Origin of the sequence: Planomonospora parontospora (assembly GCA_014647935.1) — a bacterium.
GTDB lineage: Bacteria > Actinomycetota > Actinomycetes > Streptosporangiales > Streptosporangiaceae > Planomonospora > Planomonospora parontospora.
In genome coordinates this window covers 258,727-276,128 of sequence record BMQD01000002.1, presented here as the reverse complement: position 1 = coordinate 276,128, position 17,402 = coordinate 258,727, and the positions used below count along the sequence as shown (strand labels likewise).

Here is a 17,402-nt window from a genome sequence, read left to right as displayed (position 1 = left end):
TTACGGCTGAAGTCACGAAGATGTAACCGCACGCCGGAACCACTGTCAATACGAAACTTTATTTAAGGTTTATTTATGGTTGACAAGCCTGGTGAAGCCGGTACGGTGGCCTCCTCCACGCGGTCGGCCGCCTGCAGGGGCACGGTGAAGCCGGCACCGCGGCCACCGGACGGGAACGGCAGTCGGCTCAGGACCCCTCGTACAGGCGGTCGAGACCGACGAGTTGCAGGTCGTCACGCCCCTGCGCGATCTCCTGCAGCCCGGGCACGAACCCGGCGGCGCTGAAGAGCAGGAGCCGCATGCCGGGGCCCGCCCGGTCGTCCCGGCGGACGAGCAGCTCGCGGAGGCGCTCGAGACGTTCGAGATGGCCCTGTCCGACGACGTCGCCGTACTTCGCCTCGCCGATCGCCAGAATGCTCTCTCTCCCATCGTCGGTCCGGCCGAAGACGACGACGTCGAGCTCGTGGCCCGTCTTGGCCGCCGGGTCGGGCAGGACGCCGGAGGCGACGCGGGTGCGCAGGCCGCCGAGGGCCTCCGGACCGGCGTGCCAGCGCGTCCATACGCGGGCGAGATGCTCGAAGTGCGGACCGAGGACCTTGCTTCGGAAAGCCGCCTGCGACCGCTCCCATACCTGCTCGGCGTAGCCGGGACGCTCCAGGTCCGTCCACTCCGGCCGCATGATCGCGTGGTAGAAGCCGAGAATGGGCTCGGTGATCCGGTACGCGGAGCGCTTGCCGTGGAAGGCGTCCGCCTCCCTGGCGATCATCCCGACGTCCTCCAGCACGGTCAGCGCATGGCTGAGATCGGTGGACTTGCGGCCGAGGTATCCGGCGATGCCGCCCCGGGTGTGGTTGCCCCCCGCAATCGCCGACAGGACGCCGTGGTACAGGGCCGTGTCCCGCAGCTCGGGCTCCTCGGCGAGGAGGAACCGCGCCTCCCGGAACAGCGGACGGCCGGGGTTCAGCACGTTCCGGACCACCCACGGACCGAAATCATCGATGCCGCCGGGGGCGTCACCCAGCGTGAACTCGCGCCGATAGGCGGGGGTGCCGCCCACCACGGCGTTGACGAGCAGGGCCAGGGCGGGATCGGAGATGCCCCAGAAGTCCCGGGCCTGCCGGTAGTCCAGCGTGGGGACGACCAGTTCCAGGCTCGCCCGGCCTCTCAGCGGCGCGGTCCCCGCCAGCAGCGCCCCCATGAAGGAGAGCGCCGAACCGCACAGCAGCAGCCGTACGGCGCCGCTCCGGCGCTGCCCCTGCGGGCCGAGGGCCCGCTGGATCAGCGAGGGCAGCTGTGGGGAGGCCTTCACCAGGTAGGGGAACTCGTCGATGACCACGGGAACCGGCCCGGAGCCGGCGATCGCCATGAGGGTCTCGACGGCCTCGTCCCAGTGCGCGAACCTGCGGGGAGCCGGTTCGCCGAGATGGCGGGCGAGCGCCGTGCCGAACTGGTGCAGGGACTCGGCCTCGGTCGCCTCGGTCGCGGCGAAGTAGAACCCTCCCGCCGCCCGGCAGACCGCGTCCAGCAGGAACGTCTTGCCCTGTCGGCGCCGCCCGGACACCACGCCGAGCGTCGCCTCCGCTCCCGGATAGCGGACGAACCGCGTCAGCTCCGACCACTCGTAGTCCCGATCGAACATCTCTGCGGGCTTGTCCACGATCGGCCTCCTCAATGATGAGGAAGCCTATTATAAGCGTTCTCCTTATAGCTATTCAGTCGGATCGCCGCAGGCCGGAGCTCCATACGTCGCCGTTCAGCGCCTTCCCGGGGTCTTCCTCCTCGATCCCGGGCGCGCAGGCCGGGCGTCCGTCCGGCCGCCGGACCTCAAACCCCGCCTCCCGAGCTCCCGCCAGACGTCGGGCCGGCACAGCCCCTGCACGTCGTGGAAGTTCGCGTACGCCAGCGGGGTCACTCTCAGCTCCAGCCAGCTCTCCTTGTTCAGCACCCGGTGCCACCTGGCCAGAGGGAGGTGGAGATGACTCGGCATCCCGGTCTTGTCCTGGCTGGTGATCTTCAGGACGTCGGCGTGCCCGGCGGAGGCGCGCAGCACCAGGACGGGCCGGTCCTTCGACTCGTTCCCGTCCTCCCGGAAGGGCACGTTCGCGTACCAGACCTCCCCCGGTCGGGGCGGCCAGAGACCCCCGGAGCGGTCGGCGGCCCGGCTCAGCGTCCCGGTGCGCAGCTGCCGGACTAGCCGCCAGACGGCCGATCCCAGCAGGAGCACGGCGGCCGCCTGGAGGACCGCCAGCAGGAAGGCCGCCCACAGCGCCGCGCCCGAACCCGCCTGTTCTCCGGTCAGCACCGCCAGACCGTCCACCCCGGTCGTCACGCCGACGGCGACGCACGCACCGAGCACCGCCGCCGCCCACGCCAGCTGCGGCAGCGGCGCGAGCCCGTCCGCCATCCGCCACGCCGCCACGCAGGCGAGGGCCGCCGCCAGCGAGGCGCCGGCCCAGGTCCCGGAGACCGACGTGACCGGCAGCCCGCTCCGCTCGGCCGCGAGCACCGCCGTGACGCACGCGGCCAGCAGCAGCACGGCCCTCAGCACCAGGTACGGCCGGCGGAGCGGCGGCAGGACGGGCCGGAACCACCAGGCGACCGCCAGCGCGGCGAACGGCGACGCGGCGGTCACCAGCCAGACCTCCGGGTGCCGATCCAGCTCCGCGGTGCCCAGGTACATCAGCACCCCGGCCGGATACGCCATCACGTTCGCCCCCGCCCACAGGGCCAACGCCTTCAGCGGCCACCCCAGGCACCCGGCCCTGGACCGGCCACCGGTCTCACCCTTGACCAGGGCGAAGAACAGCGCCGGCACGATCGCGCAGGCGATCAGCAGCGGCTCGATCCAGCTCACCCCCGGTGCGGGCGCGGCCGGCCGGACCGACGCCACGAGACCGAGCGGACCCGCGCCCTGCGGCCACATCGATGGAACGAGGAGTGCCGCCACCATATGTCGCATCCGTCCTTGATCACCTTCTTGGTCCGGACAGACTCGCACGGATCACCCGCGCCGTACAGGTGATCGGGATGGCAAGGGCTGCTTCACCCGGGCACCCGGGACGCGGTGAACACCTTCTACATGCGACTGGAGGAGAAGGTCGGTCTGTGCGAGACCGCCAGGATGACCGAGCGGCTCGGACTCAGGCGCGCCGACGGAGCACCGCTCCGGGAACTGGAGACGTTCACGCTGGGCGTCAACGAGGTCGACCCCGTCTCGGTGGCCAACTCCTACGCGAGCCTCGCCGCCCGCGGCCGTTTCTGCGAGCCGACGGTGATCACGGAGATCCGCGATGACTCCGGTGCCCTGCGCTCCTTCCCGCCGCGCTGCCGCCAGATCCTGGACCCGGAGGTCGCCGACGCGGTCACCGGACTGCTGTCGGACGCCCTGGAGAGGAGCACGCTCCAGGGTCTCGGCCGCGAGGCGGCGGGCATGCCCGGCACGACCGACGCCTTCACCGCCGCCTGGTACGCCGGTTACACCCCCGGCCTGGCCTCGGCCGTCAGCGTCGGCGACCCCCGCGGGTACCAGCACCCCCTGATCGACGTCACCATCGGCGGCCGTCACCACCCTCAGGTGGACGGCACGTCGGTTCCCGGCCTGATCTGGAAGGAGGCGATGACCGAGGCGGTGCGCCGGACGCACGAGACCGGCTTCGTCCGGCCGGACGCCGTGCGCTTCGGCGCCTGCCGCGACGCCTGCCCGGACTGACCGCCGCGAACCCGGGCTCGCTCCGCGGGTTCAGACCGGCGTCCCTCAGCAGCCGCCCTCCCACGGCCCCGGCGAAACCTACCGCCGGGGCTCGCCGTACCAGCGCCAGGTGGTGAGCCGCGGGTGTCCGGGCAGTTCGGCGCGGCCGGTGGCCCACAGCAGGGCGGGCCAGGGGTCCGTGTCCCGCGGAGCATCCGGGAAGAGCCGGGCGAGCACCCGCGAGCACAGGCCGGCGGGCGGGTTCCAGGCGAGCCCGAGCCCCTGCGCCACGTCATGGGTGTGCACCAGGGTCTCCACGATCCCCATGGCGGCGAAGCCCTCCGGGTCCGACGCCCCGAAGACGTGGTGGGCGCGGACGTGCGGCGGCGTCGTGCGCACCATGGCGACCAGCAGCGCGCCGCTGGCCTCCAGCACCTGCAGCAACCCGGCCGGTCCCGCCGCGCGGTCGGCGTGGACGACGCTGGCCGGGCCTCCTGGCCTGCGCGACCGCAACACGAAGGGCACCTCGCCGTCCATCGGCGGTGTCCTGGGGCCCAGCTGCGCGGCGTACGCGAAGAGGTCGTCGCCGAGGTGCTCGACGGTCTCCCAGCAGTCCCACTCCAGCGTTCCCGCCCTGGCGTCCCAGACCGCGGCGGGCGCCTCGCGGAGAAGGGCCACGGCGAGTCGCACGGCCTGGTCGAGGTCGTCCACGGTGACCGGGGGTCTGAACGGTTCGGCTGTTCTCGGCATGACAGGGACCGTACCGGCTGCGGCGGGGGCCCGGCCGGCCGCGGCCGGGTCCGGGACCGGCCACCCGCGCGTGGGGGGGGTGGCCGGTGGCCGCGCGGTGCCCGGCATGACGCCGCGTGGCGGCCCCGGGAGACCGGGACCGCCACGCGGCGCGGGGAAGCCGTCGTCACACGGCCCAGGCGTACAGCGTGCGGATGCCGCCGCACCAGGCCTCGATGTCGGTGATGCCGCGGTTGACGGTGTACGGTCCGCAGTCCCACCAGAACGAGTTCTCCACCATGATCTGGACCGTGGAGTTCGGACCGCAGTGGTTGTACTTCGCCCGCCGGTCGGGGGTCTCGGTGAAGTGGATGTAACCGCAGCCGTACGCCGAGGTGTTACCGGTCGCCGTCTGGGCCGACGCCGACGAAGCGCTGCCCAGCAGGGATCCGGCCATCAGCAGCCCGGCCACGCCCGCGGCGATTCTCGTCGCTCTCATGCGCACTCCTGAATCGTGATGATCTCCGAACGCAGGTAGCCTGTCACCCCTCCCGGCACGCCGACAGCGGCGCGGCTGCCAAAAAGCAGCGGATCACTGCCAGTCCCGCCCCTGCCGCCACCTGGGCGTCATGCCGGCGCTCCCAGCGCACGCCGGCCCGCGTTCCTCCTCGCGGCGGCACGGTGCGTCATGGTCGATCGGACACCGGAGGGAACCGGTCCGGACGATGCTGCTCCGTTTCCGAGGGTGACGTCAGGTCAGAACATCGAGATGTGCACGTGGTCGATGTGGTTGGCGGTGTTGCCGCCGCGGTCGGACATCATCCGCCAGCCCGCGCCGGTCCGCACGTCGTAGTACTTCTGCTGCCAGATGACGTACATCACGCCGAGCCGCCGCCCGTTGGTGATCGCCCACTGGGCCAGGCGGTCGCCGCGGGCCTTGGCCTCGGGGGTCGGGACCCGGCCGCCGGCGCTCATCATGAAGTCGCAGGCCCGGCCGCTGCCGTGGTCGCCGGGGTCGCCGGGGCGCAGGCAGCCGTAGTGATACGGCATCGGGAAGTTCTGCAGCACCAGGTTGCGCATGGCGACCGTGCGGGCGGTAAGGCCGCCGGTCCCCGACGGCTGCTGGAAGCCGTACTTGGCCAGCAGCGTCTCGATCTTGACGCGGTCTTTCTTGAGCCTGGCGATGTCCCGCTGGAGCCGGGTGATCTCGGCGGCGGCCTTCTTCTCCGCCTTCTTGGCCTCCGCGATCAGCTCCTTGACGCGGATCAGCTGGGTGGCCCGCTGGCTGGCGAGGTAGGACATGGCCGCGGCCTGGTCGAGGACGGCTCCCGCGTCGCCCTTGAAGCTCAGCAGGCTGCCGGTGTCCAGCGGGCCGCCCATGTAGGTGGTCTGGGCGAAGCGGACCACGTCGGTCTGCGCGGTGGCCAGGGCCCGCTTGAGGCTCTTGGCGGTCTCGGTGGCCTTCTTGGCCTTGACCCGGGCGTCCTCCAGGGTCTGCACCTGGCCGCGGTAGAGCTTGTTGAGCTTGCTCGCCTCGGCCGTCAGCTTCTTCAGCTGGGCCTCCGGGTCGAGCCGGGTGGTGTGCCCGGCGCTCGCGCCCGCCATCGCGGGAGTCAGCAGGAGCGCCGCGAGCAGGACACCCAGCATCGCCGGGCGGCTCGGTCGCACGCTTCGCTCACCTCCAGAGCCCCTTGCGGACCGAGCGAAACTATAGAAGACGATCTTCAAGCCCGCCACCGGAACCGTGGAACTCGTACACCTTTGATGGACTGTCTACCAGTTTGTGAGATTTGAACAAAATTTCCGGACATGCCCTCGGAGCAGGGAAAGGAGACGGCCTTCCGCCGGGCGAGGACGCACCACGGCATGACAAGAGGGTACGGCCCCGGCCGCCCTCCTGACGGCCGAGTGCGGAACACCGGCGAGCCCGCGGAGGCCCCTTGCCATCACCCATAGAACATGATTCGGTCTCATGGGCGAGAGGCCTTGTGAAGCGCCTCCTCCCGCATGACACTGTCCGAGCAAGCACTCGCTCGGAAAACCGGCTCCGGTCCGCCCACCAGGAGGCAAGACACCATGCGCCAGCACGACACGCTGTTCATCGGGGGCGACTGGGTCGCTCCCGCCGGCACCGGGACCATCGACGTCATCTCGCCCCACACCGAGGAGGTCGTCGGCCGCGTCCCCGAGGGCACCCCCGCCGACATGGACCGCGCGGTGGCCGCCGCCCGCCGGGCCTTCGACCACGGCCCGTGGCCCCGGATGACGATGGCCGAGCGCGCCGCCGTCGTCGGCAGGCTCGCCGAGATCTACGCGGCCCGGCAGGGCGAGATGGCGGAGATCATCACGGAGGAGATGGGCTCGCCCATCACCTTCTCCCAGATGGCCCAGGCCCCGCAGCCGCTCGGCATGCTGCAGTACTACGCCGAGCTCGGCGCGACCTTCCCCGTGGAGGAGGAGCGGCCCGGCACGTTCGGCCCGGTGACCGTACGGCGCGAGCCCGTCGGCGTGGTCGCCGCGATCGTCCCGTGGAACGTCCCGCAGTTCGTCATCATGATCAAGCTGGCCCCCGCGCTCGTCGCGGGCTGCGCGATCGTGGTCAAGCCCGCGCCGGAGACCCCGCTCGACTCCTACCTCCTGGCCGAGATGGTCAAGGAGGCCGGGATCCCCGACGGCGTCGTCAACATCGTCGCCGCAGGGCGCGAGGCCGGCGAGCACCTGGTCTCCCACCCCGGCGTGGACAAGGTCGCCTTCACCGGCTCCACCGCCGCCGGCCGCCGCATCGGGAGCATCTGCGGCGAGCAGCTCAAGCGCTGCACCCTGGAGCTCGGCGGCAAGTCCGCCGCGATCATCCTGGACGACTGCGACCTGTCCTCCGCGATGGGCTTCCTGTCGATCGCCTCCCTGATGAACAACGGCCAGGCGTGCGTCGCGCAGACCCGCATCCTCGCCTCCCGCAACCGCTACGACGAGGTGGTGGACGCGGTCGCCGCGATGGTGCGGAGCATGCCGGTCGGCGACCCCGCCGACCCGGCCACCGGCATCGGCCCGCTGGTCGCCCAGCGCCAGCAGGCGCGGGTGGAGGACTACATCAGGATCGGCATCGACGAGGGCGCCAAGCCGGTCGTCGGCGGCCTGGAGCGCCCCCTCGACCGCGGCTGGTACGTGGCCCCCACCGTCTTCGCCGGCGCCACCAACGAGATGCGGATCGCCCGCGAGGAGATCTTCGGCCCGGTCCTGACCGTGATCCCCTACGAGGACGAGGCCGACGCGGTCCGCATCGCCAACGACAGCGACTACGGCCTGGCGGGCACGGTGTGGACCGCCGACACCGAGCGCGGCATGGAGGTGGCCCGCCAGGTGCGCACCGGCACCTACGGCGTCAACCTCTTCATGATCGAGACCAGCTCCCCGTTCGGCGGCTTCAAGAGCAGCGGCCTCGGGCGCGAGCTCGGCCCCGAGGGCCTGGCGGCCTATCTGGAGTACAAGTCCATCGCCCGCCTGGGCTGAGTCCCGGCGGTCCCGCGGCCCGGTGCCGGCACTCCCGCGACCGGCGTCCGACGTCCGGCCTCCCCGCAACCGGCGCCCCCGGCGCTCCGGCGCCCGGCGGCTCGATGGACGCGCCGGTACGGCTCCCGCCAGCCGTACCGGCGCACCCGCCCTCGGATGGATCACCCAGCGCGCCCCCGCGACGCTGGGCGACCGCCCGACTGCATGAAGTATGCCCCACGACCACCGGTTGGCAGTGGTTCGTGTCCCGTGGGCTTCTCCCGGCGGATTTCATCCATCCACTGTAGGTAGACGCCTTTTATCCGCGATCGGTTCGGGAGATGACGTCGAGAGTCTGGCGGGCGATCTCCAGTTCCTCGTCGGTGGGGACCACCGCCACCTTGACCCGCGAGCCGCCGGCCGAGATCACGCCCTCGCCCGCCGCGTTGAGGCCGTCGTCCAGGACGATCCCGAGCGCCTCCAGGCCGCTCAGCGCCCGCGCCCTGACCAGGGAGGAGTTCTCCCCGATGCCGCCGGTGAACGCGATCACGTCCACCGTCCCGAGCACCGCGTAGTAGGCGCCGACGTACTTGCGCAGCCGGTGGCAGTAGACCGCGTGGGCCAGCTCCGCCTCCGGGTCCCCGGCGGCCACCCGCTTCTCCACCGCGCGCATGTCGTTGTCGCCGCAGAGGCCGAGCAGGCCGCTGCGCCGGTTGAGCAGCTCGTCGATCCGCTCGACCTCCATCCCGGCCTCGCGGCGCAGGTGCATCAGCACCCCGGGGTCCACGTCACCGCTCCGGGTGCCCATGACGAGCCCCTCCAGCGGGGTCAGGCCCATGGAGGTCTCCACGCACCGCCCGCCCGCCACCGCCGAGGCGCTGGCGCCGTTGCCCAGGTGCAGCACGATCACGTTGGGCCCGCCGGGGCCCGGCCGGTCGGCCAGCCCTGCCGCCGCACGCGAGACGTAGGCGTGGGAGGTGCCGTGGAAGCCGTAGCGCCGGATGCCGTACCGCTCGGCGGTCTCGCGGTCGATCGCGTAGGTCGCGGCGGCGGCCGGGACCGTGCAGTGGAAGGCGGTGTCGAAGACCGCGACCTGCGGCAGGTCGGGGCGGATCCGCCGGGCCACCTCGATGCCCGCCAGGTTCGCCGGGTTGTGCAGGGGCGCCAGCGGGATGAGCCGTTCGATCCGCTCCGCCACCTCGTCGGTGATCAGCGTGGGCTCGGTGAAGTCCCGGCCGCCGTGGACGACCCGGTGCCCGATCGCGGTCAGCTCCGGCGAGTCGATCCCGAACCCGGCGGAGGCCAGTTCCGCGGAGACCGCGTCCAGCGCCGCACCGTGGTCGGCGACCGGGGAGCCGGGCTCGCCGATCCGCTCCACCAGGCCCGAGGCCAGCCGCACGGCCGTCCCCTGCCCGTCCCCGCCGCCGTCGCCGCCGTCGCCGATGGAGAGCAGCCGGTACTTCAGGGACGACGAGCCGGAGTTGATCACCAGGATGTGGGTCATCGGGTCTCTCCCTGCGCCTGGATGGCGGTGATGGCCACCGTGCTGACGATGTCGGTGACCAGCGCGCCGCGCGACAGGTCGTTGACCGGCTTGCGCAGGCCCTGCAGGACCGGGCCGACCGCGACCGCCCCGGCCGAGCGCTGCACCGCCTTGTAGGTGTTGTTGCCGGTGTTCAGGTCGGGGAAGATCAGTACGGTCGCCCGCCCGGCCACCTGGGAGCCGGGCAACTTGGCCGCGGCCACCCGGGGGTCCACCGCCGCGTCGTACTGGACGGGCCCCTCCACCAGCAGGCCCGGCGCCCGCTCGGCGACCATGGCGGTGGCCTCGCGGACCTTGTCGACGTCGGCGCCGCTGCCCGAGCGACCGGTGGAGTACGACAGCATCGCGATCCGGGGCTCGACGCCGAACCGCTCCGCCGTACGGGCCGAGGAGATCGCGATGTCGGCGAGCTGCCCGGCGTCCGGGTCGGGGTTGATCGCGCAGTCGCCGTAGACGAGCACCCGGTCGGCCAGGCACATGAAGAACACCGAGGAGACGATCGAGGTGCCCGGGACCGTCCTGATGATCTGGAAGGCGGGCAGGATCGTCGCGGCGGTGGTGTGCGCGGCGCCGGAGACCATGCCGTCCACGTCGCCCCGGTGCAGCATCATCGTGCCGAAGAAGTTGACGTCGGTGACCACGTCCCTGGCCCGCTCCAGGGTGATGCCCTTGTGCGCCCGGAGCGCGGCGTACTCCTCGGCGAAGGCGTCGCGCAGCGGCGAGCTCAGCGGGTCGGTCACGGTCACCCCGTCCAGGTCGAGGCCGAGGTCGGCGATCCGCCGCCGGACCACCTCCTCGCGGCCCAGCAGGGTGAGGTCCACGATGCCGCGGCGGACGAGGACGTCGGCGGCCCGCAGGATGCGGTCCTCCTCGCCCTCCGGCAGCACGATGTGCCTGCGGTCGGCCCGCGCCCGCTCCAGCAGCGTGTGCTCGAACATCATCGGGGTGACCCGCTCGGAGCGGGCCAGCTCGATGCGGTCGGCCAGACCGGCGGTGTCGACGTGCGCGTCGAAGTGGCCGAGCGCCGTCTCGATCTTGCGGGGGTTGTCCGCGCCGAGCCGTCCCTCCAGCCCGGCCAGGGTGGTGGCCACGGTGAAGCTGTCGTCGGCGGCCGCCAGCACCGGCATGCCGGGGGCCAGCCGCGCGGTGAGCGCCCGCACGTTGGCAGTGGGCTTCTCGCCCAGCGTGAGCACCACGCCGGAGGGGCGGGCCGTACCGGCCGCCTCGGCGGCCAGCGAGGCCAGCAGCAGGTCGGGCCGGTCACCGGGGGTGATCACCAGCGCCCCGTCCACCAGGTGCGAGAGGAACAGCGGGATCGTCGCGCCGCCGAACACGAACCCGGTCACGTCCCGGCGCAGCCCGTCCTCCTCTCCCTGGATCTGCTCGGCCCGCACGGCCTGCGCCACCTGGCCGACGGTCGGCGCCGACAGCGACGGGTGCTCGGGGATGACGTAGAACGGCACCGGCAGGTCGGGCTCGACGGTCATCTCGGGCGGGACCCGGTTGGCGATCACCGCCAGGACGGTGCAGCCCAGGTCGGAGAAGACCTGGTAGCCGGTGCGCATCTCCATCGCGATCTCGTCGGCGGAGTCGGCGTGCGCGCCGACCACCACGATCACCGGGGCGCCGAACTCGGCGGCGAGGCGGGCGTTGAAGGCCAGTTCGCGGGGGAGGTCGTCGGTGGCGAAGGAGCTGCCCAGCACCAGCAGCGCGTCGCACTCGCGCTCCAGCGTGTGGAAGCGGGCGACCAGGCGGCCGATCAGCTCCTCCGCGCCCCGCTGCGCGTAGATCTCGGCCGCGTCCTCGGCGGTCACCCCGATCGCCGAGGCGGCCGGGCGGTATCTGTCGTCGAGGAGCTCGGAGGCGCGCTCGCCCCGGGCGATCGGCCGGAACACGCCGGTGCGGTCGACCCGGCGGGTCAGCAGCTCCATCAGCCCGAGCTCGACGATCTGCCGGCCGTCTCCCGGGCCCAGACCGGCCACGTAGATGCTCCGCATGCCCATTTACCCCCGCCTCGACCCGTTGCCGTGCACACCAGGACTAAACCATGGCCGCCCACCGCCCGATCCGGCGGATCAGGGCGGGCGTGGCCGCCGTCTCCGCGTGGCCGTACCCGGGCTCCACCCACAGCTCCTTCGGGTCCCGGGCGGAGTCGTGGATCTGGTGCGCGTGGTCGAGCGGGAAGAACGCGTCGGCGTCGCCGTGAACCACCAGCAGCGGCGCCGGGGCGATGTGCGCGGCGGCCTCGTACGGCGCGGGCGGGACCGGGTCCCACGGTTTGCGGGAGATCCGCGTGCCCTTGCCCAGCCGCGCCGCCAGCCGCCCGGCCGGACGCTCGATCGCCCAGTGGACCTGGCGCATCGGCCGGGTCCCCCGGTAGTGCCAGCGCGCGGGGGCGCTGACCGCGACCACGCCGTCCACGCCCTTCAGCAGGCCCGCGTGCCGGAGCGCCACCGCCCCGCCCATCGAGAACCCGACGGTCACGACCCTGGTGTAGCCGATCGCCCGCGTGTGCCGCACGGCCGCGTCCAGGTCGTGGATCTCCAGGTCCCCGACGGTCGACTCCCCGCCGGACCGGCCGTGCCCCCGGAAGTCGAGCGCGACCACCCCGCCGAAGGCGCTGAGCACGTGGGCGATCCGCCGGGTGGTCCGCTCCCTGAGCGATCCGGTGAAGCCGTGCGCCAGCACGATCCCCAGGTCCCCGCCGCCTCCCGGCGGGGTGTGCGCGGCGTCGATCCGTACGCCGTCCCGGGTGATGAGCGTCGCGGGGAAGGAGGGGGTCAGGGGCATGTGCCGAGCTTAGGCAGTGCCGGTGCGATGTCCGTACGGCGCCCGCACGGAACCGCGCGGTGCCGTTCCGTACGGCGCCCGCACGGAACCGCGCGGTGCCCGGCACCGTGCCGCGCGGGGCCCGTGCGCAGGTGAGCGAGGGGTACGACCGGGTACCCGGAAGGTGAGCGCGCGGATGTCCGGGAGGTGAACGGGAAGCGCTTGACGCCGAGAGCGCGTTAGCGAAGGCGGGAATCAACTAAAATGGTACGGCCGCACGTCCGCGGCCAGCCTCCACGATCACAGAGTGAGACTCCATCATGCCTTTGAACAGCCGCGACGACCTGCGGAACATCGCGATCATCGCGCACGTCGACCACGGCAAGACCACTCTCGTGGATGCCATGCTCTGGCAGTCCGGGGCCTTCCGGGCCAACCAGGACGTGGACGACCGTGTCATGGACTCCAACGACCTCGAGCGCGAGAAGGGCATCACCATTCTCGCGAAGAACACCGCCGTCAAGCACGGCGGCATGACCCTCAACATCATCGACACCCCCGGCCACGCCGACTTCGGCGGCGAGGTCGAGCGCGGCCTGTCGATGGTCGACGGCGTCGTGCTGCTGGTGGACGCCTCCGAGGGCCCGCTGCCGCAGACCCGGTTCGTGCTGCGCAAGGCGTTCGCCGCCAAGATGCCGGTCATCCTCTGCATCAACAAGGTCGACCGCCCCGACGCCCGGATCAAGGAGGTCGTGGACGAGGTCTACGAGCTCTTCATGGACCTGGACGCGACCGAGGAGCAGATCGACTTCCCGATCGTCTACGCCTCGGCCAAGGCCGGCCGGGCCTCGCTGAACCGTCCCGAGGACGGCGGCATGCCGGACTCCGACGATCTGGAGCCGCTCTTCCAGGTCATCAAGGAGACCATCCCGGCTCCGACCTACGACCCCTCGGCTCCGCTGCAGGCGCACGTCACCAACCTGGACGCCTCGTCCTACCTGGGCCGGATCGCGCTGTGCCGCGTCCACCAGGGCACCATCAAGAAGGGCCAGCAGGTCTCCTGGTGCCGCACCGACGGCACCATCCAGAAGGTGAAGATCACCGAGCTGCTGATGACCGACGCGCTGGAGCGCAAGCCCGCCGAGGAGGCGGGCCCCGGCGACATCATCGCGATCGCCGGCATCCCGGAGATCATGATCGGTGAGACGCTCGCCGACCCCGAGGACCCGCGCCCGCTCCCGCTGATCACCGTGGACGAGCCCGCCATCTCGATGGTCATCGGCACCAACACCTCGCCGCTGGTCGGCAAGGTCAAGGGCGCCAAGGTGACCGCCCGCATGGTCAAGGACCGCCTGGACAAGGAGCTCGTCGGCAACGTCTCGCTGCGCGTGCTCCCGACCGAGCGCCCGGACGCCTGGGAGGTCCAGGGCCGCGGTGAGCTGGCGCTGGCCATCCTGGTCGAGCAGATGCGCCGCGAGGGCTACGAGCTGACCGTCGGCAAGCCGCAGGTCGTCACCAAGACGATCGACGGCAAGCTGCACGAGCCGGTCGAGCGCCTGACCGTCGACTGCCCGGAGGAGTACCTCGGCGCCGTCACCCAGCTGCTGGCCGTCCGCAAGGGCCGCATGGAGCACATGACCAACCACGGCACCGGCTGGATCCGGATGGAGTTCGTGGTCCCGGCCCGCGGCCTGATCGGCTTCCGGACCGAGTTCCTCACCGAGACCCGCGGCACCGGCCTGGTCCACCACGTCTTCGAGGCCTACGAGCCGTGGTTCGGCGAGCTGCGCACCCGCAACAACGGCTCCCTGGTCGCCGACCGCTCCGGCCCGGTGACCGCGTTCGCCATGCTCAACCTGCAGGAGCGCGGCGTGCTGTTCGTCTCGCCGGGCACCGAGGTCTACGAGGGCATGATCGTCGGCGAGAACTCGCGCTCCGACGACATGGACGTGAACATCACCAAGGAGAAGAAGCTCACCAACATGCGCTCCTCCACCGCGGACGAGACCGAGAAGGTCATCCCGCCGCGCCAGCTCTCCCTGGAGCAGGCGCTGGAGTTCATCCGCGAGGACGAGTGCGTGGAGATCACTCCGGAGTCCGTGCGCATCCGCAAGGTCGTCCTCGACGCCGCCACCCGCGGCCGCAGCGCCGCCCGCGCCAAGCGCGGCGGCTGAGCGTCCGTCCGGACCCGGCCACCGGACGCCGCCGAGCGGCCGCGGGGCGGCGCCTGCGCCGCCCCGGAGTCCGGGACCCGGACGGCCCGGCACGACCTGACTGACCGAAAGGGCTGGGGCCCGCCGCATGCGGCGGGCCCCAGCCCTTTTCCTTGTCCCCTTAAACCCCCTTTGTCGCATATATGGCTAACTCTAGGGTTGCACCCCATTTGCGGCGGTATGGAGACAGGCGAGATTTCTTCTCCGCACGGAGGCGGAGCACAGCCACGACACATGGGGGATCTTCCATGCACCGCACACCGCACCGCACACCGCATCTGCTCCTGGCCGCGGTCCTGGGCGCGGGGGCGCTCGCAGCCGGAGGCGCCTCGGCGGAGGCCTCGCCGGAACCGCCCGACCTCCCCGACCTGCCCGTCCCGACCGGCCCGACGGGCCGGGACCCCGCACCGGACGACACCGTCGACGGCCCTCCCGGCCCGACCGGCACCGCCGAGCAGGGGTCTCCCGATCCGACCGGCACGGCCTCCCCCGGAGCGGGCGGCGCCTCGGGCCGGGCCGACGTCAAGGACGCCGACGGCAGGTCCGTCGGCACCTTCAGCGTCGAGGAGGAGGACGGCAGGTCCGTGGTGACGGTCACCGTCAAGGGACTGCCGGACGGGTTCCACGGCTTCCACCTCCACGGCAAGGGCGTCTGCAGCGCCGAGTCGACCGATCCCGTCACCGGCGGCCCGTTCTCCAGCGCGGGCACGCACCTCAGCCTGGAGGAGGCCTCCCACCCCGACCACACCGGCGACATGCCCGACCTCCTGGTCGGCCGGGACGGCACCGGCGCCGCCTCCTTCGTCACCGACCGCTTCCAGGTGCGCCAGCTCTTCGACGGCGACGGCACCGCCGTCATCATCCACGCCCAGCCGGACAACCAGGCCAACATCCCCGACCGCTACAGCCACCCGGAGGCCACCGCAAGTCCCGGCGCCGACGCCGGCGCCATGACGAAAGGCCCCGACGCCGTGACCCGGAGGGGCGGAGACTCCGGCCAGCACATCGCCTGCGGCGTGCTCACCGAGCGCTGACCCCGAGCACCGGCCCCGAGCGCCGGCCCCGAGCGCCGACCGCTCTCATCGCCCCGGGCGCACCGGGCCAGGCGTCAGCGCTTCAGGCACGCCCGGCCCGGCGTCAGCGCTTCAGGTACGCCCGGCCCGGCGTCAGCGCGCGGCCGTACAGCTCCGAGAGCGTCACGAACGTGTAGCCCCTGGCCGCGAGGTCCTCCAGCAGCGCGGGGACGGTCTCCACCGTCACGCGGTGGATGTCGTGCATCAGCACGATGGAGCCCGGCTCCGCGCCGCCCGCGCGACGCAGCAGGGCCGCGCCGTCGCGCTCCAGCCAGTCCAGGGTGTCGACGTTCCACAGGATCTGGGCCAGTCCCTCGCGGCGGCTCGTCGAGGCGACCCTGCGGTCGGTGGCGCCGTACGGCGGGCGCATGAAGGCCATCCGCACCCCGGTGACCCGCCGCACCGCCTCCTGGGTGCGGCGCAGCTCCTCCTCGATGCCGTCCTCCGGCAGCCCGGTGAGATCGGCGTGGCTCCAGGAGTGGTTGCCCAGCTCGTGCCCCTCCGCCACCATGCGGCGCAGGTCCGCGCCGTCGCCGTCGGCCACCGTCCGCCCGATCACGAAGAAGGTCGCCCTGGCGCGGTGGGCGGCGAGGGTGTCGAGCAGCGGCCCGGTGTACTCGCCCGGCCCGTCGTCGAAGGTGAGCGCCACACACCTGGTCCTGGCGCAGTCCACCTTCCGGGCGGCGGGCGGGACGGGGAACCGGGCCGCCGGCCACTGCGGCTGGATCTCGGCGAGGTCCCTGGCCAGGGTCTCCGGATCCGGTGGAGGCGGGACCGGTGATCCGATCCCGAGCAGCAGGGCGATAGGCGCCGTCCACAGTCGCATGAGTCCCCCCGAAGCACCGCGGAGGTCAGCGGCGGTCCTCCGCCGCCTCCTCCCGCAAGATCTTGGCCAGGTCCTCCCACCAGAGTGGGACGTCGGTCTGCAGCTCGGCGTGTCGGCGTGCTATCCGAATGGCGCATCCAGTGGGATCTGTACCCAGATGGCGACACTTCACCGACCCTTCCCGCCACCGGTAGAAACCATCGCGGAAGCGCACCACCAGGCCGACCCAGACGGAGAGGGTGACCCCGTCCCCGAGCTCGCAGGCGCCGGTGATCCCCAGCCTCTCCAGCTCCGCCCGCAGGGCGGCCGCCGCCCCGTCCCGCCCGCTCACGCCGTCCCTCCGGCGGACGTCGGCGGCAGCGGACGGCGGCCGGGGAGCGAGTCGGGCACACCCATCCGGAACATCCGAAGTCGCATTCTGCAATGATGCGGCTTCGCACCGTCGCCGTGAAGCCTTTCGGTGTTATTGGTCGGGCGTCTCGCGCGGCTCCGTCACGACCATCACGAAGCGGAGCGGGCCTTCGCCCTCGTTGGCGTACCTGTGCGGCCGGTCCGCGCTGAACACGACGGCCCCGCCGGCGCCGACGACGTGGCTGCGGCCGTACACGGTGAGGGTGAGCTCGCCCTCGAGCACCGTCAGCATCTCCCGGGTCCCCGGCGGATGGGCGTCGCCGTCGTGGTGGTCGCCGGGGGCCAGCCGCCAGTCCCACAGCTCCAGGATGGCGGGCGCGTCGGTGCCGACCAGCAGGCGGGCCGCGCTCGCCCGGCCGTGCGCGAAGGTGACCACGTCGGCCGGGTGCACGACGCGGACCACGGGCGTGTCGGAGACCTCGACCATCCTGGCGACCGTCACCCCGAGCGCGTCGGCGATCCGGGTCAGCGTGTTGATGCTGGGGTTGGTCCTGCCCTGCTCGACCTGGACCAGCATGCCCCGGCTGACCCCCGACCGCGCGGCGAGCTCGTCGAGCGTCATCTGCCGGTGCGCCCGCTGGGCGCGCACGTTGTTGGCGATGGCGGCGGTGATCGTCTCCGGGTCCATGAGTGCAGTGTAGTGAACTTCACGTACATTCCA

Annotated in this window: 15 protein-coding genes; 4 read left to right on the top strand and 11 right to left on the bottom strand. The window is 72.1% G+C overall.

Annotated elements, in window-relative coordinates; genetic code table 11:
- Nucleotides 1-187 precede the first annotated feature (187 nt).
- Both IEZ07_RS04330 and IEZ07_RS35425 read right to left on the bottom strand, forming a co-directional pair.
- A complete protein-coding gene (locus IEZ07_RS04330) occupies nucleotides 188-1,657 on the bottom strand; it encodes an AAA family ATPase (protein WP_191893590.1) in 1,470 nt (489 codons plus the stop codon).
- Between the two features lie 96 nt (nucleotides 1,658-1,753).
- Nucleotides 1,754-2,950, bottom strand: a complete 1,197-nt coding sequence (locus IEZ07_RS35425) for a hypothetical protein (RefSeq protein ID WP_239319441.1) — start codon at nucleotides 2,948-2,950, stop codon at nucleotides 1,754-1,756.
- A 114-nt stretch (nucleotides 2,951-3,064) separates the two neighbouring features.
- On the opposite strand from IEZ07_RS35425, the gene IEZ07_RS04320 reads away from it, so the two are divergent.
- Nucleotides 3,065-3,709, top strand: a complete 645-nt coding sequence (locus IEZ07_RS04320; protein WP_191893589.1) for a hypothetical protein — start codon at nucleotides 3,065-3,067, stop codon at nucleotides 3,707-3,709.
- A 78-nt stretch (nucleotides 3,710-3,787) separates the two neighbouring features.
- Here the strand turns inward: IEZ07_RS04320 and IEZ07_RS04315 are convergent, their stop codons facing one another.
- From IEZ07_RS04315 to IEZ07_RS04305, 3 genes are all read right to left on the bottom strand, one after another.
- Nucleotides 3,788-4,438, bottom strand: a complete 651-nt coding sequence (locus IEZ07_RS04315) for a maleylpyruvate isomerase N-terminal domain-containing protein (RefSeq protein ID WP_191893588.1) — start codon at nucleotides 4,436-4,438, stop codon at nucleotides 3,788-3,790.
- A gap of 166 nt (nucleotides 4,439-4,604) precedes the next feature.
- Complete coding sequence (locus tag IEZ07_RS04310; RefSeq protein WP_153054274.1) at nucleotides 4,605-4,916, bottom strand: DUF6355 family natural product biosynthesis protein; 312 nt, start codon at nucleotides 4,914-4,916, stop codon at nucleotides 4,605-4,607.
- Between the two features lie 257 nt (nucleotides 4,917-5,173).
- Nucleotides 5,174-6,085: a coiled-coil domain-containing protein gene (locus IEZ07_RS04305; RefSeq protein ID WP_191893587.1), complete on the bottom strand. Its 912-nt coding sequence runs from the start codon at nucleotides 6,083-6,085 to the stop codon at nucleotides 5,174-5,176.
- Between the two features lie 408 nt (nucleotides 6,086-6,493).
- On the opposite strand from IEZ07_RS04305, the gene IEZ07_RS04300 reads away from it, so the two are divergent.
- Nucleotides 6,494-7,927, top strand: a complete 1,434-nt coding sequence (locus IEZ07_RS04300; protein WP_191893586.1) for an aldehyde dehydrogenase — start codon at nucleotides 6,494-6,496, stop codon at nucleotides 7,925-7,927.
- Nucleotides 7,928-8,225: 298 nt separating this feature from the next.
- Here IEZ07_RS04300 and IEZ07_RS04295 read toward each other — a convergent pair whose 3' ends face one another.
- Genes IEZ07_RS04295 through IEZ07_RS04285 form a run of 3 tightly spaced genes read right to left on the bottom strand, consistent with a single transcriptional unit; the run spans nucleotide 8,226 to nucleotide 12,239 of the window.
- On the bottom strand, nucleotides 8,226-9,410 hold the full coding sequence (locus tag IEZ07_RS04295; RefSeq protein WP_191893585.1) for an acetate/propionate family kinase: 1,185 nt from the start codon (nucleotides 9,408-9,410) through the stop codon (nucleotides 8,226-8,228).
- The gene (gene pta / locus IEZ07_RS04290; RefSeq protein ID WP_191893584.1) at nucleotides 9,407-11,446 is read right to left on the bottom strand and encodes a phosphate acetyltransferase; all 2,040 of its coding nucleotides are present in this window, start codon (nucleotides 11,444-11,446) and stop codon (nucleotides 9,407-9,409) included. The genes IEZ07_RS04295 and pta overlap by 4 nt, the downstream gene beginning before the upstream one ends.
- 43 nt (nucleotides 11,447-11,489) lie before the next feature.
- Complete coding sequence (locus tag IEZ07_RS04285; protein WP_191893583.1) at nucleotides 11,490-12,239, bottom strand: alpha/beta hydrolase; 750 nt, start codon at nucleotides 12,237-12,239, stop codon at nucleotides 11,490-11,492.
- 299 nt (nucleotides 12,240-12,538) lie between these two features.
- Here IEZ07_RS04285 and typA point away from each other — a divergent pair, with 299 nt between their 5' ends.
- Together typA and IEZ07_RS04275 are read left to right on the top strand one after the other, a co-directional pair.
- Entirely contained in the window at nucleotides 12,539-14,392 is a 1,854-nt protein-coding gene (gene typA / locus IEZ07_RS04280; protein ID WP_191893582.1) for a translational GTPase TypA, read from the top strand.
- A gap of 287 nt (nucleotides 14,393-14,679) precedes the next feature.
- Nucleotides 14,680-15,465, top strand: coding sequence for a superoxide dismutase family protein (locus IEZ07_RS04275; RefSeq protein ID WP_191893581.1), 786 nt, complete (start codon nucleotides 14,680-14,682; stop codon nucleotides 15,463-15,465).
- Nucleotides 15,466-15,568: 103 nt separating this feature from the next.
- On the opposite strand, the gene IEZ07_RS04270 is transcribed toward IEZ07_RS04275, so the two are convergent.
- The 3 genes from IEZ07_RS04270 to IEZ07_RS04260 all read right to left on the bottom strand — a co-directional run bounded on the left by IEZ07_RS04270 (nucleotide 15,569) and on the right by IEZ07_RS04260 (nucleotide 17,369).
- Nucleotides 15,569-16,330 (bottom strand): polysaccharide deacetylase family protein, encoded by a 762-nt coding sequence (locus IEZ07_RS04270; RefSeq protein ID WP_191893580.1) that lies wholly within the window; start codon nucleotides 16,328-16,330, stop codon nucleotides 15,569-15,571.
- Nucleotides 16,331-16,355: 25 nt separating this feature from the next.
- Entirely contained in the window at nucleotides 16,356-16,661 is a 306-nt protein-coding gene (locus IEZ07_RS04265) for a hypothetical protein (protein WP_068897554.1), read from the bottom strand.
- Nucleotides 16,662-16,793: 132 nt separating this feature from the next.
- Complete coding sequence (locus IEZ07_RS04260) at nucleotides 16,794-17,369, bottom strand: helix-turn-helix domain-containing protein (RefSeq protein ID WP_191893579.1); 576 nt, start codon at nucleotides 17,367-17,369, stop codon at nucleotides 16,794-16,796.
- Between the last annotated feature and the right edge of the window lie 33 nt (nucleotides 17,370-17,402).